The organism is Arthrobacter vasquezii, assembly GCF_029455255.1.
GTDB classification, from domain to species: domain Bacteria; phylum Actinomycetota; class Actinomycetes; order Actinomycetales; family Micrococcaceae; genus Arthrobacter_D; species Arthrobacter_D parietis.
Window position 1 is genome coordinate 1 of record NZ_JAROKN010000030.1, and the last position, 26,410, is coordinate 26,410.

Below are 26,410 nucleotides of genomic sequence, written 5' to 3' on the forward strand. Positions count from 1 at the left end.
CGCGACCTCGCGGGCCTGCGGCGCCTGGAGATGGCTGAGGCAGCAGCGGCGCTCGGAGTGGAACACCGCTGGCTAGGATTCGTTGACTCGGGACTGCCGGAGGGGGACCCGCTTCCGCCGCTGCCGCCCGGTTGCTTCGCGCTGCAGCCTCTCGAGCGGGCAGCCGCGCCGCTGGTGAAGCTGGTCCGGGAGTATCGGCCGCACGTGATCCTGAGTTATGACGAGAACGGCGGGTACCCGCACCCGGACCACATCATGGCGCACCGGGTAGCGGTTGAGGCGTACGAGGCCGCGGGGGACCCGTCCCGCTATGCCGGTCTTGGCGAGCCGTGGAATCCGCTGAAGCTCTACTATGACCGCGCGTTCAATCCGGAGCGGTTCCGTGCCCTGCACTTCGCGCTGGAGGAGGCCGGCCTGCAGTCGCCCTACGCAGAACGGATCGCGGCCTGGCTGGAGGCGGACGCCGAAGGCCACCAGCCCGCGCGGCCAACGCATCCCACCACGACGCAGATCGACTGCGGCGATTTCTTCGAACACCGGGAACGCGCACTGCTCGCTCACCGCACGCAGGTGGACCCGGCGGGCTTCTTCTTTGCGGTCTCCTCTGAGCTGCAGCGCAAGGTCTGGCCGTGGGAGGACTACTCGCTGATCTCCTCCCGTGTGCCGCAGGAATTGCCTGAAACGGACTTCTTCGCGGGCATAGAATAATTTTGTGGCCGTCTGCCTGTGGCATCGATGCCATGTCTCCTCGTGAAAGTGGTGCTCTGGAGTGTTCTCCCTGCTGAATCTGGCCGCAACCGTGACCCCGGCGCCCGGTGATGAACCCTCACTGCGCCCCGGTCTTGATCCGGCCGATGTAACCCCCGGATTGCTCGGGTTCCTGGCAACTCTCTTCCTGGTGATCGCAGTGATCTTCCTGATCCGTGACATGACCCGCAGGATCCGCCGTGTGCGCTACCGGGAGATGGCACTCCTTGAGGAAGAGGAAGCCCGGCAGGCGGAAGAGATTCGGCAGAGTCGGCCGCTCGAGCATCGCGGGGAAGCGCGCCGGGCGGAGGCCGCGGACGAGCCGTCCCGGACACCGCCCACAGGTCCTGCTGAACGCGGTACTCCCGGCGGCAAGTATGGGCCGGACGCGCCCTAAACCTTGGCTGGCCTGCTCCGCTTCGACGCTTCGCTGAGCGGCCCGCTCAGCGAAGCGGGTTGAGCACCGCGATCAGGATGGCGATGAAGTGGGCGGCGAACGCTGCGACGGTGAACGCGTGGAACAGTTCGTGGAAGCCGAACCAGTGCGGACTGGGGTTGGGCCGCTTGAGCCCATAGATCACCGCACCGGCAATGTAGAACACTCCGCCGACCAGGATGAGCACGGTGGCCGGCACGCTCGCGGCGAGGAAGTCCGGCAGGAACAGCAGTGCCGCAAGGCCGAGGGCGATGTAGATGGGCACGTAGAGCCAGCGCGGCGCATTGACCCACAGCACGCGGAACAGCACGCCCGCAATGGCTCCGCACCAGATCAGCCAGAGCAGGAAGGTGGCTTTGTCCTGCGGCAGCAGCGCCCAGGAAAGCGGCGTATAGCTGCCAGCGATGACCAGCATGATGTTGGTGTGGTCCAGACGTTTGAGCACCGCCTTGGTGCGGGGCTGCCAGTTGCCGCGGTGGTAGACGGCGCTCACGCCGAAGAGCAGGACACCGGTGAACGCGTAGATCGCGGAGGTGACTTTTCCTGCCGGAGTGGGTGCCAGGACAACAAGCACGATCCCGGCGGCGATAGCCAGGGGAGTGGCTCCGAGGTGGATCCATCCCCGCCACTTCGGCTTGATGTTCAGCGCGTCTGCAGCGCGTTCGACGGCGTATTCCACGGGGCCGTCAACGGGTGCCGATTCGTCCGGTTGCCGGCGAGGATTGGGTGCACCGGCTGGAGGAGAAACGCGTCGGCTCATGACCCGAATTCTATCTGACCGGCTCATAAGTTACTAACGGGTAACAACCGCCGCACCCCACACAGCGGGGCTCGTGCCGGTACGGTAGGAACTGAATCTCACTAGCTGATCGGAAGGACGGGTGGGCGCTGCCGTGATGTTTCCCTCGTTTGCCTACAACTTCTACGAGCGCAAACTCCAGCGGTCACTGGCAGCCGACCGCATCCCCCACCACATCGGCGTCATGGTGGACGGCAACCGCCGCTGGGCTAAGCTCGCCGGCGCACCGACGCAGCACGGCCATCAGGCCGGCGCGGACAAGATCCTCGAGTTCCTCGGCTGGTGCCGGGAGCTCGGCGTCGAAATGGTCACGCTCTACATGCTGTCCACGGACAACATGAGCCGCTCGGCGGAGGAAATCGAGCAGCTTCTGGACATCATCGGGAACACCCTCGACCGCCTGGGTGAAACGCGGACAGTTCGCGTCCAGCCGGTCGGCGCTCTCGATCTCCTTCCGGAACACCTCGCGGTCAAGGTCACTGAGCTCGCCGAACGCACCGCGTGCATTGAAGGGCTGCACGTCAATGTCGCAGTCGGTTACGGCGGGCGCCGTGAGATTGTCGACGCCGTCAAGGAACTGCTGATGCACGCGGACTCCGAGGGCGCATCGCTGGCCGATGTCGCCGGGAACCTGTCGGTCGGACAGATTTCCGAGTACCTGTATACGCGCGGCCAGCCGGACCCGGACCTCGTGATCCGCACCTCGGGCGAGCTGCGGCTTTCCGGCTTCCTCATGTGGCAGAGCGCGTACAGCGAGTTCTACTTCTGCGAGGCGCTCTGGCCGGACTTCCGGCGGGTCGATTTCCTTCGCGCGCTGCGCGATTACGGACGCCGGCAGCGCCGATTCGGCGGGTAGCATTCCTTCCGCATTTCGTCACCCAAAATTCACGCGACACGCACGCATTGCCGGTGCCGCCGTCGTCGTTCGCGGGCGTAATGTCTGTTGCAACAGCAGGCACCCGCCGGCTGTTCGGGGAGGCCACCTATGCAGGCACCGTGCTCACCAGCACCGGTTCTGAAAAGGGGAGGCCGTGCGCGGCCTTCTGGCCGGCCCGCCTCACCCAAGCCCTAGATTATTCTCGGGCGTTCCTCGCCCGGGGAAGTGGAGTTGAAGTGGCCACATCTCGCACAACCCAGCGATCCGCAACCGATACGCCCAGCAACACCAAGGCCCGCCCGGCCGCGCAGGACGAACAAGTCCTCGCAGCGGCGGGCCTTTCTGCTGTCGAGAGTCTCGGCAGCCGCAGCTACGTCCTGGATACCTCGGTACTGCTGTCGGATCCGCGGGCCATCACACGCTTCGCGGAACATGAGGTGATCCTGCCGATCGTGGTGATCACCGAACTCGAAGGCAAACGCCACGATCCCGAGCTGGGCTTCTTCGCACGCAAGGCCCTGCGGCTCCTGGATGAGCTGAGGGTGCAGCACAACGGGCTGAACCAGGCTATTCCGCTGGGAACCGAGGGCGGAACGCTCCGGGTGGAACTCAATCACGTGTCCACCGAGGTGCTGCCTGTCGGCTTCCGCAGCGGCGACAATGACTCCCGGATCCTTGCCGTGGCCAAGAACCTTTCGGACGAGGGCCGCAACGTCACGGTGGTGTCCAAGGACCTGCCGATGCGCGTGAAGGCTTCCGCGATGGGGCTGCAGGCGGATGAGTACCGCAATGAGCTCGTCAAGGATTCCGGCTGGACGGGAGTTGCGGAGCTGGACACCCTGGACGACGACGTCGACACCCTCTATGCGCATGAGCCCGTCTTCCTGCCGGACGCCGCGGAACTGCCCGCAAACACCGGGGTCATCCTCCACTCCGGGAAGGGTTCAGCCCTTGGCCGGGTGGGCGCCGACAAGCAGGTGCGGCTGGTCCGGGGGGACCGCGACGTCTTCGGGCTGCATGGCCGGTCCGCCGAACAGCGGCTCGCCATTGACCTGCTGATGGATCCCGAGGTGGGCATCGTGTCCCTCGGTGGGCGTGCAGGCACCGGAAAGTCAGCACTGGCGCTGTGTGCCGGTCTCGAAGCTGTCCTTGAGCGGCAGGAGCACCGCAAGGTGGTGGTGTTCCGGCCGCTGTACGCCGTGGGCGGCCAGGAGCTGGGCTACCTGCCGGGCGGCGAGAGCGAGAAAATGAACCCCTGGGCGCAGGCGGTCTTCGACACCCTCGGGGCGCTGGTCTCGCAGGAGGTGGTGGAGGAAGTCATGGACCGCGGCATGCTGGAGGTCCTGCCGCTCACCCATATCCGCGGCCGGTCCCTCCATGATTCCTTTGTGATCGTGGACGAGGCGCAGTCGCTCGAGAAGAACGTGCTCCTCACGGTGATGAGCCGGATCGGGCAGAACTCCAAGATTGTCCTCACTCACGACGTAGCGCAGCGGGACAATCTGCGGGTGGGCCGGCATGACGGCATTGCCGCCGTCGTCGAGACGCTCAAGGGGCATCCGTTGTTCGGTCACATCACGCTGACGCGTTCCGAGCGCTCGCCGATCGCCGCACTGGTGACGGACCTGCTGGAGGGTGCCGAAATCTAGGGCTTGCGTTCCGTGGCGGGTCAGCCGACCTGCCACGGAATGTGGTCGCGTACGTCGGTGAGCGTGGGTGCGGCGTCGGTGAACAAATCATCAACCATGTACTCATCCACTCCACTGATGGCCAGCCGGTGGCCGCAGCCTGCGAGTTCGCCGTCGAGCGCTGTTGTTGAGACGCAGATTGCTGTGGCGACGTCCACCAGCACCCGGGTTCGGCCTGTTCCGATGAGCGGGCGGCCCGGCGTGAATGGCTGGTAGGAGATGTTCGGGGTGGCGGTGGCGGCGAGAACACGGCGGCCCTCGTGGACGTCTTCGCTGATGTCCTCGAGTTCAACGCGGTTCGCGAACGGCGTCTCATACGGCACCGGAGCATCCCCCGCGAGTTCCACGGGGTCAAGCATGGCGGACCAACGCGGGTCACCGAACGCCGGTTCCCCGTAGGCGGCTTTGGGGCGGCGGTGGACGTACCCGGTTTCGTTGTAGACCGGGCTGACGAGGTTCGGGGCGACGAGCCAGGAACTCTTGCTAGCACTGACGTAGAACGAGTCTCGGGAATGCTCGTTGCCGGTGCTGCTGTGGAGGAGGGCTCCCTCAGCTGTCTCAACTCTCAGTGCCTGCGGCCGGCGCACCCAGGCGCGCAGCGGATCCGACTCCCCGTCGGTGCTGATCCAGGACACGGAGAACCGTACCGTTTCCCAGCGCCACGGCGAGGAACGGCAGAGGGATCGGAAGAGGCTCGCGGGGTTCAAACCGCTTGAGGCGGACATATCCACAGTGTAAGCCAGGCGTTTCAGTTCCCGGCGCCGGATTCGGTTACGGTAGGCAGATGCTGGCGCTGATGGGGGAGTACTGGGACACCGCGCCCGTTGCGTTCTGGCTGTGCGCCCTTGCGCTGGCGCTGCTCGCGGTGATCGGGATCTGGCTCAGCGTCATCGATATCCGAACCCACCGGCTGCCTAACCGGATCATCTTTCCCTCCTATCCGGCGGCCGGTGTACTGCTCATAGCTGCGGCGCTCGCGGCACAGGACTGGGGCCGGCTGGTGTCCCTTGCCGGCGGGGCGGCTGTGCTGTGGGTGTTCTACTTCATCCTGCGCCTGATCTACCCGGCCGGTATGGGCTTCGGTGATGTGAAGCTTGCCGGGGTGCTGGGCCTGTATCTCGGCTTTGTGGGTTGGTCCTTCCTGCTGTGGGGCACTTTCGCGGCCTTCCTCCTCGGCGGACTGTGGGGTGTTCTCCTCATCATCAGCCGGAGAGGTAACGCCAAGACGGCCATCCCGTTCGGGCCGTTCATGATCGTCGGGGCAGGACTGGTCCTCGCACTAGGCTGAGGAATATGCCTACCCCCGAGTTCGTCCAGGACCTGCGTTCCAAGATCGGCCATGATCCGCTGTGGCTTCCCGGAGCAGCGGCGGTGGTGTATGACGACGACGGCCGCGTCCTGCTCGGACGTCGAGCCGACACCGGCCAGTGGACCCTCATCACCGGGATGATTGAGCCGGGCGAAGAGCCCGCCCCGGCCATTGTCCGTGAGGTGCAGGAGGAGACCGGCGTGTCAGTTGAGGTTGAGCACCTGGTGAGTGTCGACGTCGTCGGGCCGGTGATTTTCCCGAATTCCGACGTCTGCAGGTTCCTGAGCCTGGTGTTCCGGTGCCGGTACCTTTCCGGTGAGGCGCGCGTGAATGACGACGAGTCCATGGACGTGCGGTGGTTCTCACTCGATGACCTTCCGGAGCTGAACCCGCTTCACCGCAAGCACGCCGAGAATGCACGCTACTCGACGGGTGTTCCCAACTTCGTGCGCTGACGCGGCGGGTTGCCTGCCGCCCGTGGGCCGGAAGAGACGAAGCGCGCTACTGAACTTGCGATAGCGCTTCGGCCATCCGATAGCGGTTGAACGGTGTCGGGTGGCGGGAAGGCTATCGGGTGGCAGGAAAGGGGCTCATCCCAATCGGGGGTGTAGGAGTTGGGGTCTGAAGCCGCCGGTCTCGAGCAGGCTTCGGGCGATGTAGTTGGTCAGGTTGCGGAACCCGAGTGCGGAGCCGCGCAGGTGTTCGAGCCGTCCGTTGAGTGCCTCGGTCGGCCCGTTGCTGGTGCCGGGTCGTTCGAAGTAGGCGAGCACGTCGGCGGCTCGCTTCTTCAGGGTCCGGCCCAGGGTGGTGAGCTCGGTGAGCACCTTGGGGACGCCGGCGCTGAGGTCGGTGATCAGCTTCTCCATGAGCTCGCGGCCACGTTGCCGGTCCTCGTGGCGATAGGCGGCGATCATCCGCTGGTAGACACCCCAGGTCGCCTCGACCTCGACGTGAGCGTCATCAACGAACAGCGCGCGTAGCCTGTCGCTCTGCTTGTCGGTGAGCAGGTCCGCGCCGGTGTGCAGCGTGCGCCGCGACTTGTAGAGCGGATCGTCCCTGAACCCACGGTGCCCGTGGATCGCGAGTTGGACCCGGCGCCGGCACCTGTCGAGGGCGTCACCGGCCAGGCGCACGACGTGGAAGGGATCCATCACCGTGACCGCGTCCGGGATCTCCTCCGCAGCGGCGGTCTTGAACCCGGTGAAGCCGTCCATCGCGACCACCTCGACCGCGTCACGGAAGGCGTCGTCGCGGTCGGCGAGCCAGGTCTTGAACGCCGCCTTCGACCGGCCCTCGACCATGTCCAGCAGCCTTGCTGGGCCGGCGCCATCGCGGACCGGGGTGAGGTCGATGATCACGGTGACGTACTTGTCGCCACGCCTGGTGTGGCGCCAGACGTGCTCATCGACGCCAATGACCTTCACGCCCTCGAACCGCGTGGGGTCGTTGATCAGCAGCCGCTTGCCTTCGGCCAGGACCGCGTTGTTGGCGGTGTCCCACGCGGCCCCGAGTCCCTCGGCGACACGGGCGACGGTGAGGTGTGCGACCACGATCCCTTCCAGCGCCCACCGCAGCCCGGTGCGCGAGAGCTTCGCGCGTGGCTCCGCCGCGGCGCTGGTGTCTTGGCGCCACAAGTGTCCGCAGTCGGCACAGCGGTAGCGGCGCACTACAACTTCCAGCACGGTCGGTCGCCAGCCCAGCGGCTCGTGGGCCAACCGCCGGATCACGGTGTCACGAGCGGCGCCTTCGCTGCCGCACCGTCGGCACCACTGATCTGGTTCCACCACGCGGCACGCGAGGACCGCACGATCCGGTTCAAGTCGTTGCCGATCACGCTCAGACCGAGGCCGTCGAGTCGAGCGAAGGCGGTCAGGTCAGGGCGGCCGAAGCCGGCCGGCGGGGTAGCGTCGGACACGTCGAGGTCTTTCGGATGGATGGCGTAGGAACCTCCATCGTCGGGAGACCTCGACGTCTATCTGCGGACTGACTCGGCGGGGCGCGATCGTCTCGTGCGTTGGCGGACTACGGGAGCTTGGACGCGAGGACGTCGGCCGCCAGGATCTCGGGTGCTGCGCCGAGGAGGTGCTGGTTGGCCATCAGGGCTGCGACGATGGCGCCGTTGGCGTGGGCGTCGCGAGCGGCTTCGTCGGGGAATGCATCGAAGATCCAGAAGGTGTCGGCATGGGTCCTAGCCGCGAACCAGACAATCGTTCCTACTTCTTCGTTGGCGAGTGCGACAGCGCCGGCGAGCAGATCGGCGAGCGCGTCGTGCTGTCCATCGGCCGCGACGATCTTGGCGACGAAGGCATACGGAAGCGATGCGGGTGTGGACATGAGGGGTTCTCCTTGAAGTCGGGGTTCTTCGTGGGACGAGTCCAGCATATGACGAGCGAGGGCCGATGGGGAGTGGCGTATACGGCAGTATTGCTATTGTTTACGTCATGCGTATCGGACTGATCGCGATCGACGGCTGCTTCGGTTCGGCGGTCGCGTCGGTCATCGACATCGTGCGGGTGGCCGACGGAGCCCGCGGCGATGTCGACCCGCGGATCGACCCGATCGAACTCGCCATCCTCGGACCGAAACGGCGAGTGACCACGACGGCATCGATGACCCTGTCGGTGGACCACCCGCTGTCGGAGTCCGGAGAGTTCGACGTGGTCGTCGTCCCTGCGCTTGGAACCCTCACGGCCGCCGCGACCCACGACGCCCTCCAGAGCCGAGATGCTCGTTCGGTCATCGCCTCACTCGGGCGCCTCGACGACGCGACCACCCGGATCGCCGCGGCGTGCACCGGCGTGTTCGCCGTCGCCGAGACCGGACGGATGCATCATCGGCGGGCGACGACCAGCTGGTTCCTGGGGCCGGAGTTCCTGAAGCGCTATCCGACCGTCGCCCTCGATCTCGACACCATGGTCGTGGTCGACGGGAACCTCGTCACCGCCGGCGCCGCCTTCGCCCACATCGACCTCGCGCTCTCACTCGTGCGATCGATCAGCCCCGACCTGGCCCAACATGTCGCCAAGCTCCTCATCATCGACGAGCGCCCGTCGCAGGCGGCTTTCGTCGCCTACGAACATCTCCGGCACGAGGACCCGATCGTCGTCGAGTTCGAACGCTTCGTGCGCGCCCGCCTGGACGAACCGTTCAACGTCGCCTTCGTCGCGCAGTCGCTCGGCACCAGCCGGCGCACCCTCGAACGACGAGTCCGTGCGGCGCTCAACCTCACTCCGCTCGGCTTCGTCCAACGGCTTCGCATCGAACGAGCTCGGCACCTCTCAGCAACCACGGACCTCACCTCCGCCGAGATCGCGCTACGGGTCGGCTACGCGAACGCCGAGACTCTGCGCTCCCTCCTGCGCAGGGAGCGACGCCGTTCCTGACCTATCGCCATGCCTGTAGCTTGTGTCCTAGCGCTCGGTTGGAGCCACCTCTCAGCACGTCGCGTCGACGCTCCTGCGTCGCCCCTGGACGACCCACTCGACACGCCCGAAGCACAGGCCATGTGACGTGCCCCGGCTTCCCGGACGGTCGGGGTTGGGTGGCTGTGATGTCGCTGCGTTCTCGTCGAGAGGGTCAGCAGACCCGATCAGGGTCGATTGGGATGAGCCGCGAAGGCGGTTAGGTCAGGGCGGCCGAAGCCGGCCGGCGGGGTAGCGTCGGACACGTCGAGGTCTCTCGGATGGATGGCGTAGGAACCTCCATCGTCGGGAGACCTCGACGTCTATCTGCGGACCGACGCGCCCGGCCGACCTACACCCTCATCTGGGAAGAGCCAGGAAAGGTATCGCCATTGTCGATGCGTCACATTGGGGAAACGCTTTCCTGAATATCGCCTGATCGCTTGAATGTGACCGCTCTCACGGCTAGGCTGATTTTCGTTGGTCTCCGTGAATCGTTTCATTGCCCGTGCCTTTGTAGTGCCCCGGGCACCTCTCGGGTGGCCCGAGAACCACCGATATTTCACTGTCGAACTAAAAGGTGTGATGCCATGACCCTCGAAAATTCGCGTCCGCATTCAGCGCGCGCCCTGATAGCAGGAGCCGCAATCGTCGGCCTCTGTACGGCAACGACGCCGGCCCTGGCGGCAGAGGAGCCGCTGACCCGTTCCTTCGACTTCGGTACCAGCGAAAGCCCGGTGGCTGAGGGCTGGACCGGTATTGACGAGACCAACCGGTACTCGGCGGAAGCTGGCTACGGCATAGTGCCGGTTGGTGGAGTCAACCCCATCTCACGGCTTCGGACCCCAGCTGTCCCGGACCCGGTCGCGAATGACTTTGTGCTCGCAACCGCCTGGGGCTTCGTCGCCGATGTCCCGAACGGCTCCTACAGTGTTCGGGTCATCTCAGGCGATCAGCTCGTCAACGGCGGCACCACCAATACAACTGTCGCGCTCGAGGGCACGGCAGCCGGAACCATCCAGGCGCGCCGCTCCGTAGCTGAGCAAACGTGGCAGACCACCGTTGAAGATGGTCAGCTCACCATGGATTTCACCGGCGAAGGAGCCGGCGCCTACGTCAACGGCGTCGTCATCACGGAGGTTGAAGCAACACCGGAGCCTGAGCCGGAACCCGAACCCGAAGAGCCGGTCTCCACCCTGGCCGCGCCGCAGTCCGTGCGTATGTCCCATGTAACCTCCGAGGCCGTGACCCTGCGCTGGAATGAAGTCAGCGGAGCCACGGCCTACGTTGTCTCCCGGGCTGACGCAGTGGACGGTCCCTACACGAAGGTTGCGGAAACCGGTGAGCGGACTGTCTACCTGACCGACCCCGTCGACACGACGAAGGTCCGCTACTACAAGGTGCAGGCGCGCGGCGCTGACGGTCTCTCGCCGTCGTCGGCCGCGGCTGCCTCCAGTCTGAGCACTGACGCGCCCGCGCTTCCTGAGAATGGCGTGCTGTCGCTGGATCTGGGCAACGGAGAAACCGCGCCGGGCGCCGTCCGGATCGATGAAACGACGGCCTACACCGCAGAGAACCGCGCAGGCTTCGTAGACGTGTCCCAGGTTTCCGCCACCGACCGCGGTACGGAGGACGCCACGCGCTCCGACTTCGTCACCGTCGGCGACACCGAACTTGTGGTTGACCTGCCGAACGGCAACTACACGGCCAACCTGATTGCCGGTGACGCCGAGGGCGCAACCGATATCGCGATCACGGCCGAGCAGATGGCCAAGGTGCAGCCGACCGCGAAGGCGGCCGGCGAGTACCTCGAAATGGCCTTCGACATCGCAGTGGTGGATGGCCAGCTGAACCTCGAGTTCGTAGGGACCGCAGCGAACCTGAATTCGCTGGTGCTGACCCAGCAGACTCCACTGGAGGCCGGCCCGCAGCCGACCGCCTGGATCACCGGCGACTCCACCGTCCAGACCTACACCTCCGGTTACGCGCCACAGGCCGGCTGGGGCCAGATGATCGACCGCTTCCTCTCAGATGAGGTGACGGTCGAGAACAAGGCCATCGGCGGGCGCAGCTCCAAGAACTTCATCAGCCAGGGCCGCCTCGACGAGGTGCTGCTCAACATCAAGCCGGGCGACTACCTCTTCGTCCAGTTTGGCCATAACGACAACAGCTACGGCGTGGATGACCGCTGGGCCGCTCCGGGCGACTACTACGAGTACCTGCGTACTTTCGTGGACGGAGCCACCCAGCGCGGTGCAACGCCGGTCATCGTGACGCCGGTCTCCCGCCGTTCCTACAACACCGAGACGGGCGAGGCCAACGTGTCCTTCCCCGAGTACGTGGACGCAGCAACGCGTATCGCGGCGGACACCGGAACCCCGCTGGTTGACCTCTCCGCCTCGAGCCGGGCCTACTTGACCGAGATCGGTCCGGAAGCGGCGAAGTCGGTGTTCCTGCACGTTCCGGCCGGTGTCTACCCGGGCCGGCCGAACGGAACCACTGATGACACGCACTTCCAGGAGTACGGGGCCATCCAGATGGCCCGGCTGGTTGCGTCCGACGTCGCCAAGCTGGACATCCCGCTCGCCGCCGAGGTGGAAGCGGCGGAGCCGCCCGCCGAAGTACCTGCAGCGCCGGCGGGGCTGGTTGCCGGCAGCATCTCGAACGCCGGTGCACAGCTCACCTGGGATGCGGTCGAGGGCGCTGACATCTACAAGGTCTTTGCGAAAAAGGCCGACGCCGGAGATGATGCGTACGCTCTGGTCACCACCTCCACAGTCCCGCTTGCCAACGTAACGGGCCTTGAGGAAGGGGTGTCTTACGACCTTCGCGTTGCCGCAGTGAATGGGAGAGGTGACTCGCCGCCGTCGGACGCTGTCCGCATCACCACCAAGGCACCGCTGTACAAGTTCGATCTGCAGCTCGCCGGCAATCCCGTCATGGATGGCTATACCGCGCTGGACAATACGAGCCTCTACACACCGGAAATCGGCTACGGCTTCCTGTCTACTGAGGGTCTCAGCGGTCGCGATCGCGGTACCGGGTTCGATCCCGTACCCACCGCGCTCCAGCGGGACTTCCTGCTGCCGGATGCCGCAAAGCACGAGCTCGTCATCGATGTTCCCAACGGCTCCTACGCGCTCAAGGCTTACTACGGTGACCCGCTTGGTAGCGGACGGTTGGCAATTCAGTCGGAGGGCAAGGACTACGGTTCCTCCAACGCCGGTCGCGGCACCATTGCGGACAGGATTCTGCAGCCCGTACTGGTGACGGACGGCCAGATCAACATCAAGGCCGGCGGCTGGTTCAACGGTCTGGAAATCACGCCGCTGCTGCTGGCGCCGAATGAGTTGGCGGCCGACGACGTTCAGATCGATGGCAGCGACGTTGCCGTCTCGCTCAGCTGGACAGGGAACGACGACGCCGCAGGCTACCGTGTGTACCGCCAGTCCGCTGGAGCTACGGAAGCGGAAGCGCTCGGCGATGTCGATGGAACGTCCTTCGTGGACACCACCGCTGATATCGGCCTTGAGTACACCTACACCGTTGTTGCGCTGGATGCTGCGGGAGCAGAGTCGGTTCCGTCGAACGCGCTCGAGCTCACTACGGTGGACCCGGACGTAGCAAAGGCGCCGGTTCCCACCGGACTGGCGCTCGGTGACGTGAACAAGAACGACGTCACGCTCAACTGGGAGCCATCTGAAGGCGCTCTCTTCTACCAGGTGTTCCGTGCCGATCCGCTGGCAGACGGTTCTGTTGGTGAGCTTGAACTTGTCGGTCGGGCTGACAAGCCCACCTACACGGACACCGACGTTCTGACCACTGTTGAGTACGTCTATGCAGTGGCAGCCGTCAATGCCGGCGGCGTGTCGGAAAAGTCCGAGACCGTCACCTCCCCGGCTAAGACCACGCTGGTACGGCAGGCAGAGCGCCTTGACCGTTCGCCGGTAGCCGTTGCTTCCGAAGAGGGGGTCTACGTTGGGTGGCGCATGCTCGGCCTGGATCCCGAGGAAATCGGATTCCACGTCTACCGCGACGGTGAGCGGATCACCACCGAACCGGTCGTCTCCAGCACCAACCTGCTCGACGCCGAGGGTGCTGCTGATGCGACCTACCGCATCAGCACCGTGGTGAACGGCACCGAGCGCTGGGCCACGGAGGACTTCACGGTGTGGGATTCCCAGACCCTGGACATTCCGCTGGACAAGCCGGCCGATGCCTACACCAAGGACGGCCAGCCCTACAGCTACCGTGCCAACGACGCATCGATCGGTGACCTGGACGGTGACGGCCAGTACGAGATCGTGCTCAAGTGGGATCCGACCAACTCCCAGGACAACTCGAAGGGCGGCTACACGGGCAACGTCTATGTGGATGCCTATGAGCTGGATGGCACACGCCTCTGGCGCATCGACCTCGGCAAGAACATCCGTGCCGGCGCCCACTACACGCAGTTCCAGGTCTTTGACCTCGACGGCGACGGCACAGCCGAAGTCACGCTGAAGACTGCTGACGGAACGGTCGACGGCACGGATGCAGTCATTGGCGATGCCCGTGCCGACTACCGTAACTCCGGCGGGTATGTGCTGGATGGTCCCGAATTCCTGACGGTCTTCTCCGGAACGACGGGTGCGGCGGTCGACACCGCCGACTACATCCCTGCCCGTGGAGATGTTGGTGCGTGGGGCGACGGCTACGGAAACCGCGTTGACCGGTTCCTGGCCGGAGTGGCCTACCTTGACGGCGAGAAGCCGAGCCTGGTCTTCAGCCGCGGTTACTACACGCGCACGGTGATAGCAGCCTATGACTTCGATGGCGCCACGCTGACACCACGCTGGACCTTCGACTCGAACGAGTCGGGCGACGAGTACAGGGGTCAGGGCAACCACCAATTCTCGGTGGCGGACGTCGACAATGACCAGAAGGACGAGATCATCTTCGGGTCCATGACCATCGACGACGACGGCACGGCGCTCTACAACACCGGCCTCGGCCACGGCGATTCACTCCACGTTTCGGACTTCGATCCGGCGCGGGAGGGACTTGAGGTCTTCGCGGCACACGAGGACATGGGTGCGTCCGGCAACAATGGTGCTACCTTCCGAGACGCCGCGACCGGTGAGGTGATCTGGTCCATCCCGGCAACCCGGGACACCGGACGAGCTGCCATGGCGGACATCGACCCGCGGCACCCAGGTGCTGAAGGTTGGGCTGTCGGCGGCGACGCTGCCTGGAACTCACCGGTGGGTCAGCTGCGCGCAAGCGACGGCGAACTGATCGCCGAGCAGATTCCGGCAGCGAACTTCCTCACCTGGTGGGACGGAGACCTCCTGCGGGAAATCACCGACCACGACTGGATCGAGGAAACCCGGACCGGCGTGCCCACCATCTCGAAGTGGAACGTCGAAACCAGTTCCGAGGACGTGCTCTACCGTGCTGAGGGAACGTTGACGAACAACGACACCAAGGGCACGCCGGCTCTCCAGGCGGACCTGTTCGGTGACTGGCGCGAGGAGATCGTCACCCGTACCGACGATTCGACCGCCCTGCGCATCGCCACCACGGTGAACGTCACGGACCACCGGCTGCGCACCCTGCAGTCCGATCCGGTCTACCGCCTTGGGGTTGCCTGGCAGAACACCGCCTACAACCAGCCTCCGCACACCTCGTACTTCCTGGGCGAGGGTATGGAGCAGCCGAAGGCGCCGAGCATCGCGTACACCGGTGAAGAGCCGGCTCCCGGTGAATTCGTCAAGCCGTCCTTCACGCCGGACGCTCCGGTGAAGGACTCGCTGACCGACGAAAACCAGCTGGATCTGGGCCTGGCGAAGCAAAAGTTCCCCCGTGGAGCTTCAGAGGTTGTGCTTTCGAACCTGGCTGCAGAGGGATGGGTGCACGTCTACCTCGGTGAGGTTTCGCTTGGCTGGCACCTGGTCAACGACGGCGCAGTCACCGTGACGACGCCGGAGAACACCCGGCCGGGAGACAACCGTCTGGTGGTGCACACCTCAGGGGATGAGCTGCTGGGTTGGGACCGCCTCAAGGTGGTGGGCCCGCCCCGCTAACCCCTCACGGGTGTTTGGGAACCTGAAAGCGAGGGTCCCTCTTGGATTTGCATCCATGAGGGACCCTCGCTTTTTTATGCCGATTACTTTGATGTGCGCGTGCTTACTGCGGCGGGCGCGTCATGGAGAGCACGTCGAGCGCTTCGTCCAGCTGTGCTTCCGTCAACTCACCGCGATCCACATACCCGAGCGCGACGACGGCCTCCCGGACCGTGAGTCCCTCGGCCACGGCCTTCTTGGCAATCTTCGCCGCGTTCTCATAGCCGATGTACTTGTTCAGCGGCGTGACGATCGACGGCGATGCTTCCGCGAGGAAACGTGCGCGTTCTTCATTGGCGGTGAGCCCGTCGATCATCTTGTCCGCCATCACCCGGCTGGTGTTGGCGAGCAGGCGGATGGACTCGAGCAGGTTGGCGGCCATCACGGGAATGCCGACGTTGAGCTCAAACGCACCGTTGGTCGAGGACAGCGCAATGGTGGTGTCATTGCCGATGACCTGGGCTGCGACCATGATGGCTGCCTCGCAGATCACCGGGTTGACCTTGCCCGGCATGATGGAGGAGCCCGGCTGCAGGTCGGGGATGGCAATTTCGCCGAGCCCGGTGTTCGGTCCCGAGCCCATCCAGCGCAAATCATTGTTGATCTTCATGAACGAGTACGCGATGTTCCGCAGCTGACCGGACGCCTCAACGAGCCCGTCACGGTTGGCCTGCGCCTCGAAGTGGTTGCGCGCTTCGGTGAGCGGCAAGCCGGTGTCCTGGGCGAGCAGTTCGATCACACGGGCAGAGAAACCGGCCGGGGTATTGATGCCGGTTCCGACGGCGGTGCCTCCCAGGGGCACCTCGGCAACCCGGGGGAGCGAAGCGTTGATGCGTTCGACGCCGTAGCGGACCTGCGCGGCGTAGCCGCCGAATTCCTGTCCGAGCGTGACCGGCGTGGCGTCCATGAGATGGGTGCGGCCCGACTTCACGACGCCCTTGAACTCCTCCGCCTTCCGCTCAAGCGACTCCGCCAGGTACTCAAGCGCCGGGATCAGGTCATTGATCAGTGCCGAGGTTGCAGCGACGTGGACGGAGGTCGGGAAGACGTCGTTGGAGGACTGTGACGCGTTCACGTGGTCATTGGGGTGCACCACCTTGTCGCTTCCGCCGTCCTTCAATGCGCGGGTTGCGAGTTCGGCCAGAACCTCGTTGGTGTTCATGTTCGACGAGGTGCCGGATCCGGTCTGGAACACATCGATGGGGAAGTCGCCGTCGTACTTTCCTGATGCCACCTGGTCCGCTGCGGCTTCGATGGCGCGTGCGAGCTCGTCATCGAGCACACCCAGCTCGGCATTGGCAGTTGCTGCTGCCTTCTTGATCCGTGCCAGGGCTTCGATGTGCGTCCGCTCCAGCGTCTTGCCGGAGATCGGGAAGTTCTCTACGGCACGCTGCGTCTGCGCGCGGTAGAGGGCGTTGGCAGGAACCCGAACCTCGCCCATGGTGTCGTGTTCAATGCGGTAATCGACGTTGTCCTGGGAATCAATTGTCATGCGCCAATTCTCGCCTGTGGCGCTGAGCCCCACAAATCAGAGGGCGCCCAGTTCCGACACGAGGTCGGCCTTGCCTTCATCCAGATGGTAGGTAACACCGACGACGGCGGTAGACCCCTTTTCGACGGCGCTCGCGATGACGCGCGACGAGTCAACCAGGCGCTGTGCGGTTTGCCGGATATGTTCTTCCACGGCGTCGTTGATCTCGTGATCTCCGTTGCGCCGTGAGGTGAGCACCGAGGGAGTGATGCGTTCAACGAGGTCGCGGAGGAAGCCTACGGGCATGGTGCCGGAGTCAATGGCGTTGGCCGTTGCGGTGACAGCGCCGCAGGAGTCATGTCCAAGGACAACAATCAGCGGCACATTGAGGACGCCCACACCGTATTCAAGCGAGCCGAGGACGGCGTCGTCGATCACCTGTCCTGCCGTCCGGACCACAAAAATGTCACCGAGTCCGACGTCGAAAATGATCTCGGCAGCCAGGCGGGAATCCGAGCAGCCGAAGATGACGGCAAAAGGATCCTGGGTGTTCACCAGCGACGTGCGGCGGGACGCGTCCTGGTTGGGGTGGGAGGACGAGGAGGAAATGAACCGTGCATTTCCATCACGCAGTTTCTGCCAGGCTTCAGCGGGAGTCAGTTGCTTGGTCACGGCTTTTACTCTACTGCTATTGCGCTTCCGCACATCCCGTTAGTGACTCTACGTTGAGCGCTAGCCCAGGTCCTCTAGCACTGCGCTGCCGAGAACATCGAACTGCGCCAGGTCCGCGGTCCCGTTCAGGATGAGGGTGAAGCCGTCCTGTTCGGTAGTGAGGAAGACATCGCCGGAGGTGCTGTCCAGCAGCTCCCAGGTGACGCCGTCGATCACGCGTTGTCCCGAAGGCTGCGCGTCCTCAAGGCGCTGGGAGAACCAGGTGGGGTTGGAGTTGTTGGTCTGTGTGACCTGGATGAACTCGCGGTCGGGGGTGAGATAGCCCACTTCCCAGAAAGCGACGCCGTCGGATGCGGATCCCGTCCAACGTGCGTAGTTGGAGGTCCAACCGTCCGGGAGAACAGCGGCGGCCGGCTCGTAACCGGCGGCGTCTTCCGCCTGGGAGGCTACGGTAGCGACGTCGATGTCCCGCGTGTAGGTCTCGGCCGTGTGCGTTGGGTTGAGCAGGACCACGAAGAGCACCAGTGCAAGGGTGACGGCGGTGGCGATGAACATGCCGATGGATGACGCGTTGGCGCGCTTTGCCTGCTTGGCCGTGAGTACCGGGGTTGCCGGTGCCTCCTGCTGGTTTTCCTGGGTATTGCTCACTCCTCCATTGTCCCTCACGCCGCATCCGTCACGAAAATGGCCGCAGCGCAGAGCCGCACTATGATTGCCGAAGAGGAACCGCTAATTCAACGATGAGGTAAACGTGTCCGACACCGCAAAGAACGCGCAGTATTCCACCCTTTCCCCGGCTCTTGCCGTGGGGGATGACGAGCCGGACCGCAACCTCGCCCTTGAGCTGGTGCGCGTCACCGAGGCCGCAGCCATTGCCGGCGGACACTGGGTCGGTTTCGGCGACAAGAACAAGGCTGACGGCGCTGCCGTTGACGCCATGCGCTCGCTCCTCTCGACCGTCCACTTCAACGGCGTTGTGGTTATTGGTGAGGGCGAAAAGGACGAAGCGCCGATGCTCTACAACGGTGAGCGGGTCGGTGACGGCAGTGGTCCGGAGTGCGATGTCGCGGTGGACCCGATCGACGGCACCCGCTTGACGGCGCTGGGCATCAACAATGCGCTCGCCGTTCTGGCAGTGGCTGAGCGCGGCACCATGTTTGATCCCTCGGCCGTCTTCTACATGGAGAAGCTGGTCACCGGTCCCGAAGCTGCGGACATGGTTGACCTTCGCCTGCCCGTGAAACAGAACCTGCACCTGATTGCCAAGGCCAAGGGCAAAAAGGTCAACCAGATCAACGTCATGATCCTTGACCGCGACCGTCACCGTCCGCTGGTCCAGGAGATCCGCGACGCCGGTGCCCGCACCCGGTTCCTGATGGACGGCGACGTCGCTGGAGCAATCGCGGCTGCCCGTGAAGGCACTGACATCGACGCGCTCATGGGCATTGGCGGCACGCCGGAGGGCATCGTTGCTGCGTGTGCCATCAAGTCCCTTGGCGGTGTGATCCAGGGCCGGTTGTGGCCCACCAGCGATGAAGAGAAGCAGAAAGCGCTCGACGCCGGCCACGACCTTGAGCGCGTTCTCTCCACCAATGACCTGGTCACCAGCGACAACTGCTACTTTGCAGCGACCGGCATCACCGACGGCGACCTGGTGCGCGGCGTCCGCTACTCCGGCGGCAAGGTGCTTACCCAGTCGATCGTAATGCGCTCGAAGTCGGGCACCATCCGTGTGGTTGACGGTGAGCACCAGGCTCACAAGTGGGAGAGCTACGCCCGCCTGAGCTAGCACTTGCGGCGTGCCGGGTGGCGCTTTTCCTCCCGGGTTGCCGCGCAGTCGTCGCGCCACGCTCGCGATAGCGATTCGGCCAAGCGATAGCGGTTAACCTGTACCGCCTGGCCGGTCTGCTATCCGACGGCACAAACGCTATCTCCGCCAGGGCTGCTACGTCGATGCCGTCCAGTGGAAGGCCCTGGACGCCAACCAGCAATACCGGTTGACCCTTCAGGCGGTGCTTCGGACGTCAACCAACGCGCCCCTCTTCGCCGAGGAATCGGCCGCGTTCCTGTGGGGCTTGCCGCTACCTGAAACGCCGACCATGGTGGACACCCTTGTGCCGCAGGGCTCCGGCAGGCGGACCGGCAACGGTGTTCGCCGCATCGTCCGGCCTGCGGTCGGTCCTTGCGTTCAGATTGGCGGTTTCACTGTGACGGGAAAGATCCAGCCAGCGGTCGAGCTGGCCTTGCGTTATGACCTTCCCTGGGCCGTCGCAGTGATGGACAGGGCGTTGAATGCGGTGCGGCTTCCGGCCGAGCGCCGTGCCAACCCCGTCGGCAAACCCGAAATCGCAACCTATATAGAATCCTTGCCCACTGCTCGTGCCCGGCGAAAAGCTACGCGGGTGCTCGATTTCGCCAACGGACTCGCCATGCTGCCCGGTGAGTCCCTGAGCAGGGTTCACATGGCGGCTCGCGGTTTCGAGGCGCCTGAACTGCAATACGAGGTTCACGATTCCGATGGCCATGCCGCAACTGTGGACTTCTACTGGAAGGCCTCCGGTATCGTCGGCGAGTTCGACGGCCTTACCAAGTACCTCAAACCCGAGTACCTCCAGGGCCGAACCGCATCTCAGGTGGTCATCGACGAGAAGATCCGGGAAGACCGCATTCGCAGCACAGGTCGGCACGTAGTGCGCTGGCTTTGGGAGACTGCGGTCTCCCCAGCTGCGTTGGAGAGGTGCCTCCGGGCGGCCGGCGTGCCGCAGAACGCGACGCCACTGGTCTTCTGATAGCAGACTTGCCATACGAGAGGGGTTAACCGCTATCCGATGGCCTAAGCGCTATCCCGAGACGAGAAAGCTATCGCGAGTCGGCCCCCCCAACGCCCGCTGGCGCTCGTCGCAGGTCCCTCGGCCAGTAGGCTTAGCACCATGAACCTCGTCATTGCTCCGTGTTGGAACGCGCCCGAATGGGACGCAGCGGTCAACCGCCTGAATGGTCACCCGCAGCAGCTGTGGGGGTGGGGGCAGACGAAGGCCGACCACGGTTGGCGGACCGATCGGCTCCTGCTGAACAGGGACGGCGAGACCATTGCGTGCGCCCAGATCCTGATCCGACGGCTGCCCCTGCCGTTCCGCGCGCTCGTCTACATTCCGCGTGGTCCGGTGTGCGGGGCAGGGGACGCACAGGAAGTCCTCGAGGCGCTCGGCAATTACGCGCGGGACGCCTATGCCGGGACCGTGCTCAGCATTGAGCCGGACTGGGACGCGGACTCGGATTTCGCGGGAGCAGTTCGCGCTGCCGGCTTCCGTGCCACCGAGAACACGATCCTCATCCCGCGCACTCTGATCCTTGACCTGAAGCTCAGCGAGGACGAGCTGCTGGCCGAGATGTCGAAGAAGCACCGCCAGTACATCCGCAAGTCCGCGCGGGAAGGCCTCGAATTCCGTGAGGTAACGCCGGGGGAGATCGCCGACTGCCTCAAGGTCTACCGGGAAACAGCGGAACGTGCCGGCTTCGGCATTCACGAGGACCGCTACTACCTCGACATCCACAAGAACCTCGGGTCGGCGTCACCCGTATATGCAGCCTTCCAGGGCACCACCATGGTTGCGTTCCTCTGGCTGTCGGCCAGCGAACACACGGCCTTCGAGCTGTATGGCGGCATGACGGAGGAGGGCGAGCGGCTGCGCGCGAACTACGCCCTTAAATGGCTTGCTATCCGGGAGATGAAGGCGCGCGGGGTTGAACGCTATGACTTCAACGGCCTCCTGAATGACGGCGTGTCCAAGTTCAAGATGGGCTGGGCCAAGCACGAGAACCTGCTCATGGGCACCTGGGACAAGCCGCTGTCGCCGCTTTACCCGGTCTACGCGACGGCGATGCCGCTGGCGCGCAAGGGGCTCTCCGCATCACGCGGCTCGGTGGGCGCACTGAGGACCAAGGCCCTGCCGGCACTGAAGACGAAAGTCCTGCCGGCACTCAGGGCTAAGGCTGAGTCTCTTCGCGGCCGCCGCGGACAGGCCCCAACCCGCCAGGATTAGAATCTCCGGCGGCACCCACGGTGACGGCGAAGGCGACGGCGGTGCTGTCGCCGTCGTCGTCTGTGGTGTCCGTATTGTCCGACGCGAGGCGTGCCATCACCGGCGACTCGTTGGCAGGGATGAAGGCGCTCTGCCCGCGGTGCAGGATGAGGTCGCCCTTGGGGGAGTCGAGCACAACCGTTCCGGACACCACCAGCACCACCGTGGGTCCGTTCTGAGCGATCGGGATGTCGGCTGATGCGGCGTCATCCCCGAAGGAAACGGGAAGTTCAAGGCGCTGTAGCTGGAACTCGTCAAACGGTGGGCAGTACAGCTCCTGTCCCAGCGGGGTGGATTCCGGGTCAAGCAGTGGCAGCGCGAGCGGCGCAAACTCGACGGTCTTCAGCAGCTCGCCGGTATCAACGTGTTTGGTGGTCAATCCGCCGCGCAGGACGTTGTCCGAGGACGCCATCACTTCAATACCGAGGCCTTCCAGGTAGGCGTGCACGTTTCCCGCCGGTAGGTAGAGCGCCTGTCCGGGCTGCAGGGTAACCCTGTTGAGGAGGAGTGCAACCAACACGCCCGGATCGCTCTCGTGGTGTCCGTTGAGCTGCAGGACGGTTGCGGCCGCTGCAGCCACAAGCGGGTCCGCGGAGTCGGGAAGTCCCTTGTCCAATGCCTCGACCACCCGCTCAACGGCCGTCCGTGTCTCCGCACCGCCGGTCAGGAGCCGGGTGAAGGCTTCGCGCAGAGCTGCCGCCTCATCCGGAATGCCGAGGTCGGCGACGACGGCGCTCAGGATGGCAGGCGCCGAGCCCTGCTGCTTCTCGAGCAGGTCCACGAGACCCGTGAAGATCCGTGCCGCTTCGGTCGGCGCACGGAATCCGCACAGCGCATCGAAGTCGGTGAGCGCGAAGATCAGCTCGGGCTTGGAGAACGCGTCGCGGTAGTTCCGGTGCGGAGCGTCCTGCGGGACCGATGCGGCGTTCTCCCGGTCGAACCCCTCCTGCGCCTGCTCCGGACTGGGGTGGACCTGCAGCGAGAGCGGCGCCGCCGCAGCGAGCACCTTCATCAGGAACGGCAGCCGGTCACCGAACGCCTCACGCGTCGGAGCGCCGAGGGTGCGGTCAGTGTCGGAATCGATCAGCGCGTCCAGCGAGGTACCAGTGTCCCCATGTCCCAGCACTGTGGAGGGCGAGTCAGGGTGGGCGCCGATCCACAGCTCGGCCTCAGGGCCGCCGGATGGTGTGCGACCGAGCAGTTCCGCAATGGCCGTGGTGGATCCCCAGGTGTAGGGACGCAACGGGTTGTCCAGCTGGTACATCGGGATATCCGTTCCTTAGGCGGGGGTGCATTCCCCGTTATCGGCCAAGAGAGATTCGAGCGTGGTCCAATCCTGATTCACCGCGAGCTGATGAAGGTAGTCGACGGTGATCTCGCCGGTGACGTTCTGAGCCGGCAGCTGCCCCGGCAGAGTCGTGGACGCATGCACCGGCAGAGCCTCAACCAGCCCCGCCCGGTCCACCGTGAGTTCCCCCAGCGCTGCGGCGGAAGCCTCTCCGGAAGCAGCCTCCAGCGTCTCCTGCACCCGCTCATGAACCAGCGGGATGTCCGGGTAGGTCGAGAACAGGTCGCCCGCGTCACCGAAGTCCGGCGCGCCGATGGTGAGGCGCCCGACGTCGTGATTCTTCGCCTTGATCGCCAGGTCTACGAAGCTGCCCAGCTGGTCACGAGGGAGGTCGGTCTCGACGATTTGCGTACCGGCGGCGGCGATGTCCTGGAAACGGGTCAGCACGGTTGCGGGATCAAGCTGGGCGATCATCGCCGCCTGGACACACTGCTGGCGCTGGATTCGTGCGTAGTCGGTGGCGTACTCACGGGAGCGGGCATACCACAATGCTTCATAACCGTTGAGGGTCTGGATGCCTGGCTCGATCCAGGCCGACGGCGGGTAGTACCGCTTGGGGCTGGTGCCCGGGATCTCTTCGGATGTGATGGGAACCCAGCCGCCCGCGTTGATCGTGATACCGCCCATCGCGTCGATGAGCTGCTCAAACCCGGCCATATCGACGAGGATGTAGGCTTGGACCTCGATGCCGAGAATTCCGCTTGCCGCGTCCATCATGGCTTCGGCGCCGGGGTCCTGAGACTCCGGATACAGGTCGGCGTAGTTCTGGGCAACCACCGGGTAGAGGCTGTTGATGATGCACTCGTTACCGCAGTTGTAGCCGTCCGGCCAGACTTCCCAGAGCGGAGAGTCCTCGGAGAAAGGCGCGTTCTGGAAATCGCGGGGAATGCTGAAGGTGACGGTGGCTCCGGTGTCAGCATCGACGCTGACCACGGAAATGCTGTCCGGACGGCGTCCCAGCCTGTCCTCACCGGCATCGCCGCCCATGAGGAGGAAGTTGTAGCGCCCGTCCACCGGGTCAAAGGCGGGGCCGGCCTGGAAGATGTTGCCGAACGTGTTCCGGCCGACGTTGAGCAGGTACGCGCCGTAGCCCAGCCCGCCGCTGGTCACGATCATCAGCACGGCGAGCGTTGCCGCAACGGCCGGGCGCATCCCTCGGTCCAGCAGCGGCGGGCGGATGATCCGCAGGGTGTTGATGAAGAGCAGTGCCCAGCCGACTGCCAGCGCCACGAGCACCGCAATGAGAAGCAGCGAGAACACCTCGTTGGCGAGCAGGCTCACCACCAGCTGGCGGTTAACCAGCGCAAGAACGACGGCGGTAATCACCAGGAGCCACACGGTGAAAGTGACGCGGAGCGCCCGTCGGCCGAGCCTGCGGTCTCCGGCAACCACCTGGGCGGCGCCCGGGATCAGCAGCGTGAGCGCCAGGAGCAGGAACGCGCGCCTGGTGCGGATGCCGGACGGAGCCGATTCCGGGTAGCGCACAGGATCGGTGAGCATGGTCCGTTCGGAAGGCCGGCCGGTGTGAACCGCCCGGCTCATGCGCCGCCTTCGCTGTCGGCAGTGCGCATACCAGCGTGTTTGCGCAGTTTCGCGCCCTTGTCGAGGGCGGTCTGCCGCAGTTCCTGTGCGAACCTCGTGAGGTTGCCGGAGAGCTCCTGAGCATGCTGCCCCTCACCGGAGGCCAGGATACGGACGGCGAGGAGCCCTGCGTTGCGCGCGCCGCCGACGGAGACGGTAGCCACCGGAATGCCTGCAGGCATCTGGACGATGGAGAGAAGGGAATCCATTCCATCGAGGTGTTTGAGGGGCACCGGAACGCCGATGACGGGCAGCGAGGTGAGCGATGCCAGCATTCCGGGCAGGTGGGCGGCGCCGCCGGCACCGGCGATGATGACCCGCAGTCCGCGGCCTGCGGCCTCACGCCCGTACGCGACCATGTCTTCGGGCATGCGGTGTGCGGAAACGACGTCAGCCTCATACGGGATGCCGAATTCCTCTAGCGCCAGAGCGGCAGCCTCCATGACCGGCCAGTCCGAGTCGGAGCCCATAACCAGGCCCACGAGGGCGCCGGCGGGGGAGTTGTTCACGATGTTTCCTTCCGGGGATCGCGGCCGTCCCGCAGGATTGCCGCGGCACGCTCGGCGCGCTCCCTGACCTGTGCCATTGTGTCACCGGGTAGGGCAATGGCGTTGACATGGCCGATCTTCCGGCCCGGCCGTACGCTTTTGCCGTAGGTGTGGATCTTGGCGGCGGGCTCTGCCTGCAACGCCATCGGATAGGCACTATACAGCTCTGCGTTGTCTCCGCCGAGGATGTTCTTCATCACCACAACGCCCGAGGCAAGGGATGTGTCCCCGAGGGGGAGGTCGAGAACGGCGCGCAGATGCTGTTCAAACTGGCCGGTCACCGCTCCGTCCATGGTCCAATGACCCGAGTTGTGGGGCCGCATGGCGAGCTCATTGATGAGGAATCCGGCGCTGCTGCCGGGAACTTCGAACATCTCCACGGCCATGACACCGGTGACACCGAGCTCGTCGGCGATGCGGAGGGCAGCTTCCGCGGCGGCGCGGGCCAGCCCTGCCGGCAGGTCCTGTGCGGGAGCAATGACTTCATCGCAGACGCCGTTGACCTGGATTGAATGGACCACCGGCCATGCGCGGGCCTCGCCACGGGGTGAGCGGGCAACCAGGGCTGACAGCTCACGAGTGAAGGGCACCTTTTCTTCGGCGAGCAGTTCGGAACCGGTGAACCAGTCGGCTGCCTGTGCGGCGTCGTCGTACGAATTGATGATCCGGACGCCCTTGCCGTCGTAGCCGCCACGCGGCGTCTTCAACACCACAGGCCAGCCCGTTTCGTCACCGAACTTCCGCAGTTCCTCTACTGAAGAGACGGCCTTCCAGCGCGGATTGGGCAGCCCCAGCCGGTCCACTGCTGCCCGCATGACCAGCTTGTCCTGGGCATGGCGCAGCGCGTCGGGGTGCGGCTGGACATTGATTCCGGAATCCACCAGGGCGCGGAGGTGCCGTTCCGGCACATGTTCGTGGTCGAAGGTGAGAACGTCCACGCCCTTGGCGAAGGCGGTCAGATCTTCCAGGTCGGTGTAGTTCCCCACTGCTGAATGTGCCACGGCGGCCACCGCTGAAACGTCGGGTCCCTCCGCCAGCACTCGAAGTTCAAAGCCAAGTTCGACGGCGGGAGGAGCCATCATGCGCGCCAGTTGGCCGCCGCCCACGACGCCGATTACGGGAAAAGTCACCCCTTCAGGGTACCTATTGCCGGAGGAGTCCTTGGATTTGACCTGTTCGCAACCGCCGCTTCCTAGGAAAGTCCCAATCTTGAACGGTAAAATGGACGCTCAGTTGTTGTGCTGATCATCAGATGCTGATTTTCAGTTTGTCCGCCAGGCAGGCGTAGGGTTCTCCGGAACGTCGTACGCGGACAGCTTCGGTGCTGCGCCCGCGGCGCCTCAGCTG

At 64.9% G+C, this 26,410-nt stretch carries 21 protein-coding genes and 1 pseudogene; 11 read left to right on the forward strand and 11 right to left on the reverse strand.

The features are described 5' to 3' along the window. Both mca and P4U43_RS11375 read left to right on the forward strand, forming a co-directional pair. Nucleotides 1-708, forward strand: a 708-nt coding sequence (gene mca, locus P4U43_RS11370) for a mycothiol conjugate amidase Mca (protein WP_277358841.1), incomplete at its 5' end; no start/stop codon positions are given. A gap of 61 nt (nt 709-769) precedes the next feature. Beyond that, on the forward strand, nt 770-1,144 hold the full coding sequence (locus P4U43_RS11375; RefSeq protein ID WP_277358842.1) for a hypothetical protein: 375 nt from the start codon (nt 770-772) through the stop codon (nt 1,142-1,144). A 46-nt stretch (nt 1,145-1,190) separates the two neighbouring features. Here P4U43_RS11375 and trhA read toward each other — a convergent pair whose 3' ends face one another. Further along, complete coding sequence (gene trhA, locus P4U43_RS11380; RefSeq protein ID WP_277358843.1) at nt 1,191-1,943, reverse strand: PAQR family membrane homeostasis protein TrhA; 753 nt, start codon at nt 1,941-1,943, stop codon at nt 1,191-1,193. Between the two features lie 133 nt (nt 1,944-2,076). Here trhA and P4U43_RS11385 point away from each other — a divergent pair, with 133 nt between their 5' ends. Beyond that, a complete protein-coding gene (locus P4U43_RS11385; protein ID WP_277358863.1) occupies nt 2,077-2,838 on the forward strand; it encodes an isoprenyl transferase in 762 nt (253 codons plus the stop codon). Nucleotides 2,839-3,095: 257 nt separating this feature from the next. Continuing rightward, nucleotides 3,096-4,508: a PhoH family protein gene (locus tag P4U43_RS11390; protein WP_404800731.1), complete on the forward strand. Its 1,413-nt coding sequence runs from the start codon at nt 3,096-3,098 to the stop codon at nt 4,506-4,508. 20 nt (nt 4,509-4,528) lie between these two features. Here P4U43_RS11390 and P4U43_RS11395 read toward each other — a convergent pair whose 3' ends face one another. After that, complete coding sequence (locus P4U43_RS11395) at nt 4,529-5,272, reverse strand: hypothetical protein (RefSeq protein WP_277358844.1); 744 nt, start codon at nt 5,270-5,272, stop codon at nt 4,529-4,531. Nucleotides 5,273-5,331: 59 nt separating this feature from the next. On the opposite strand from P4U43_RS11395, the gene P4U43_RS11400 reads away from it, so the two are divergent. Further along, complete coding sequence (locus P4U43_RS11400) at nt 5,332-5,835, forward strand: prepilin peptidase (RefSeq protein WP_277358845.1); 504 nt, start codon at nt 5,332-5,334, stop codon at nt 5,833-5,835. Between the two features lie 5 nt (nt 5,836-5,840). Further along, the gene (locus tag P4U43_RS11405; RefSeq protein ID WP_277358846.1) at nt 5,841-6,311 is read left to right on the forward strand and encodes an NUDIX hydrolase; all 471 of its coding nucleotides are present in this window, start codon (nt 5,841-5,843) and stop codon (nt 6,309-6,311) included. 135 nt (nt 6,312-6,446) lie between these two features. Here P4U43_RS11405 and P4U43_RS11410 read toward each other — a convergent pair. Together P4U43_RS11410 and P4U43_RS11415 are read right to left on the reverse strand one after the other, a co-directional pair. After that, nucleotides 6,447-7,771: pseudogene (locus P4U43_RS11410) on the reverse strand (ISL3-like element ISPfr2 family transposase). 107 nt (nt 7,772-7,878) lie between these two features. Beyond that, nucleotides 7,879-8,190: a putative quinol monooxygenase gene (locus P4U43_RS11415; protein ID WP_006247389.1), complete on the reverse strand. Its 312-nt coding sequence runs from the start codon at nt 8,188-8,190 to the stop codon at nt 7,879-7,881. Between the two features lie 107 nt (nt 8,191-8,297). Here P4U43_RS11415 and P4U43_RS11420 point away from each other — a divergent pair, with 107 nt between their 5' ends. Further along, nucleotides 8,298-9,239, forward strand: a complete 942-nt coding sequence (locus P4U43_RS11420) for a GlxA family transcriptional regulator (protein WP_006247388.1) — start codon at nt 8,298-8,300, stop codon at nt 9,237-9,239. A gap of 608 nt (nt 9,240-9,847) precedes the next feature. After that, the gene (locus tag P4U43_RS11425; RefSeq protein ID WP_277358847.1) at nt 9,848-15,322 is read left to right on the forward strand and encodes a rhamnogalacturonan lyase family protein; all 5,475 of its coding nucleotides are present in this window, start codon (nt 9,848-9,850) and stop codon (nt 15,320-15,322) included. Between the two features lie 103 nt (nt 15,323-15,425). Here P4U43_RS11425 and P4U43_RS11430 read toward each other — a convergent pair whose 3' ends face one another. The 3 genes from P4U43_RS11430 to P4U43_RS11440 are packed head-to-tail and all read right to left on the reverse strand — an operon-like array spanning nt 15,426 to nt 18,152. Next, a complete protein-coding gene (locus P4U43_RS11430; RefSeq protein ID WP_277358848.1) occupies nt 15,426-16,853 on the reverse strand; it encodes a class II fumarate hydratase in 1,428 nt (475 codons plus the stop codon). Between the two features lie 36 nt (nt 16,854-16,889). Next, entirely contained in the window at nt 16,890-17,504 is a 615-nt protein-coding gene (locus P4U43_RS11435) for a carbonic anhydrase (protein ID WP_056548856.1), read from the reverse strand. A 60-nt stretch (nt 17,505-17,564) separates the two neighbouring features. Further along, nucleotides 17,565-18,152, reverse strand: a complete 588-nt coding sequence (locus P4U43_RS11440) for a DUF4245 domain-containing protein (protein WP_277358849.1) — start codon at nt 18,150-18,152, stop codon at nt 17,565-17,567. A gap of 103 nt (nt 18,153-18,255) precedes the next feature. Between P4U43_RS11440 and glpX the strand changes: the two genes are divergently transcribed. From glpX to P4U43_RS11455, 3 genes are all read left to right on the forward strand, one after another. After that, nucleotides 18,256-19,293, forward strand: coding sequence for a class II fructose-bisphosphatase (gene glpX / locus P4U43_RS11445; RefSeq protein ID WP_056548853.1), 1,038 nt, complete (start codon nt 18,256-18,258; stop codon nt 19,291-19,293). A gap of 223 nt (nt 19,294-19,516) precedes the next feature. Beyond that, the gene (locus tag P4U43_RS11450) at nt 19,517-20,293 is read left to right on the forward strand and encodes a hypothetical protein (protein WP_277358850.1); all 777 of its coding nucleotides are present in this window, start codon (nt 19,517-19,519) and stop codon (nt 20,291-20,293) included. A gap of 141 nt (nt 20,294-20,434) precedes the next feature. Continuing rightward, nucleotides 20,435-21,547, forward strand: coding sequence for a lipid II:glycine glycyltransferase FemX (locus P4U43_RS11455; RefSeq protein WP_277358851.1), 1,113 nt, complete (start codon nt 20,435-20,437; stop codon nt 21,545-21,547). On the opposite strand, the gene manA is transcribed toward P4U43_RS11455, so the two are convergent. From manA to P4U43_RS11475, 4 genes are read right to left on the reverse strand one after another with little or no spacing between them, the layout of a single operon-like run. Next, entirely contained in the window at nt 21,492-22,850 is a 1,359-nt protein-coding gene (manA, locus tag P4U43_RS11460; RefSeq protein WP_277358852.1) for a mannose-6-phosphate isomerase, class I, read from the reverse strand. The genes P4U43_RS11455 and manA overlap by 56 nt on opposite strands. Before the next feature lie 15 nt (nt 22,851-22,865). Then, nucleotides 22,866-24,476: an LCP family protein gene (locus P4U43_RS11465; protein ID WP_277358853.1), complete on the reverse strand. Its 1,611-nt coding sequence runs from the start codon at nt 24,474-24,476 to the stop codon at nt 22,866-22,868. Next, on the reverse strand, nt 24,473-24,985 hold the full coding sequence (gene purE, locus P4U43_RS11470; RefSeq protein ID WP_277358865.1) for a 5-(carboxyamino)imidazole ribonucleotide mutase: 513 nt from the start codon (nt 24,983-24,985) through the stop codon (nt 24,473-24,475). The genes P4U43_RS11465 and purE overlap by 4 nt, the downstream gene beginning before the upstream one ends. Before the next feature lie 35 nt (nt 24,986-25,020). Beyond that, the gene (locus P4U43_RS11475) at nt 25,021-26,193 is read right to left on the reverse strand and encodes a 5-(carboxyamino)imidazole ribonucleotide synthase (RefSeq protein ID WP_277358854.1); all 1,173 of its coding nucleotides are present in this window, start codon (nt 26,191-26,193) and stop codon (nt 25,021-25,023) included. Between the last annotated feature and the right edge of the window lie 217 nt (nt 26,194-26,410).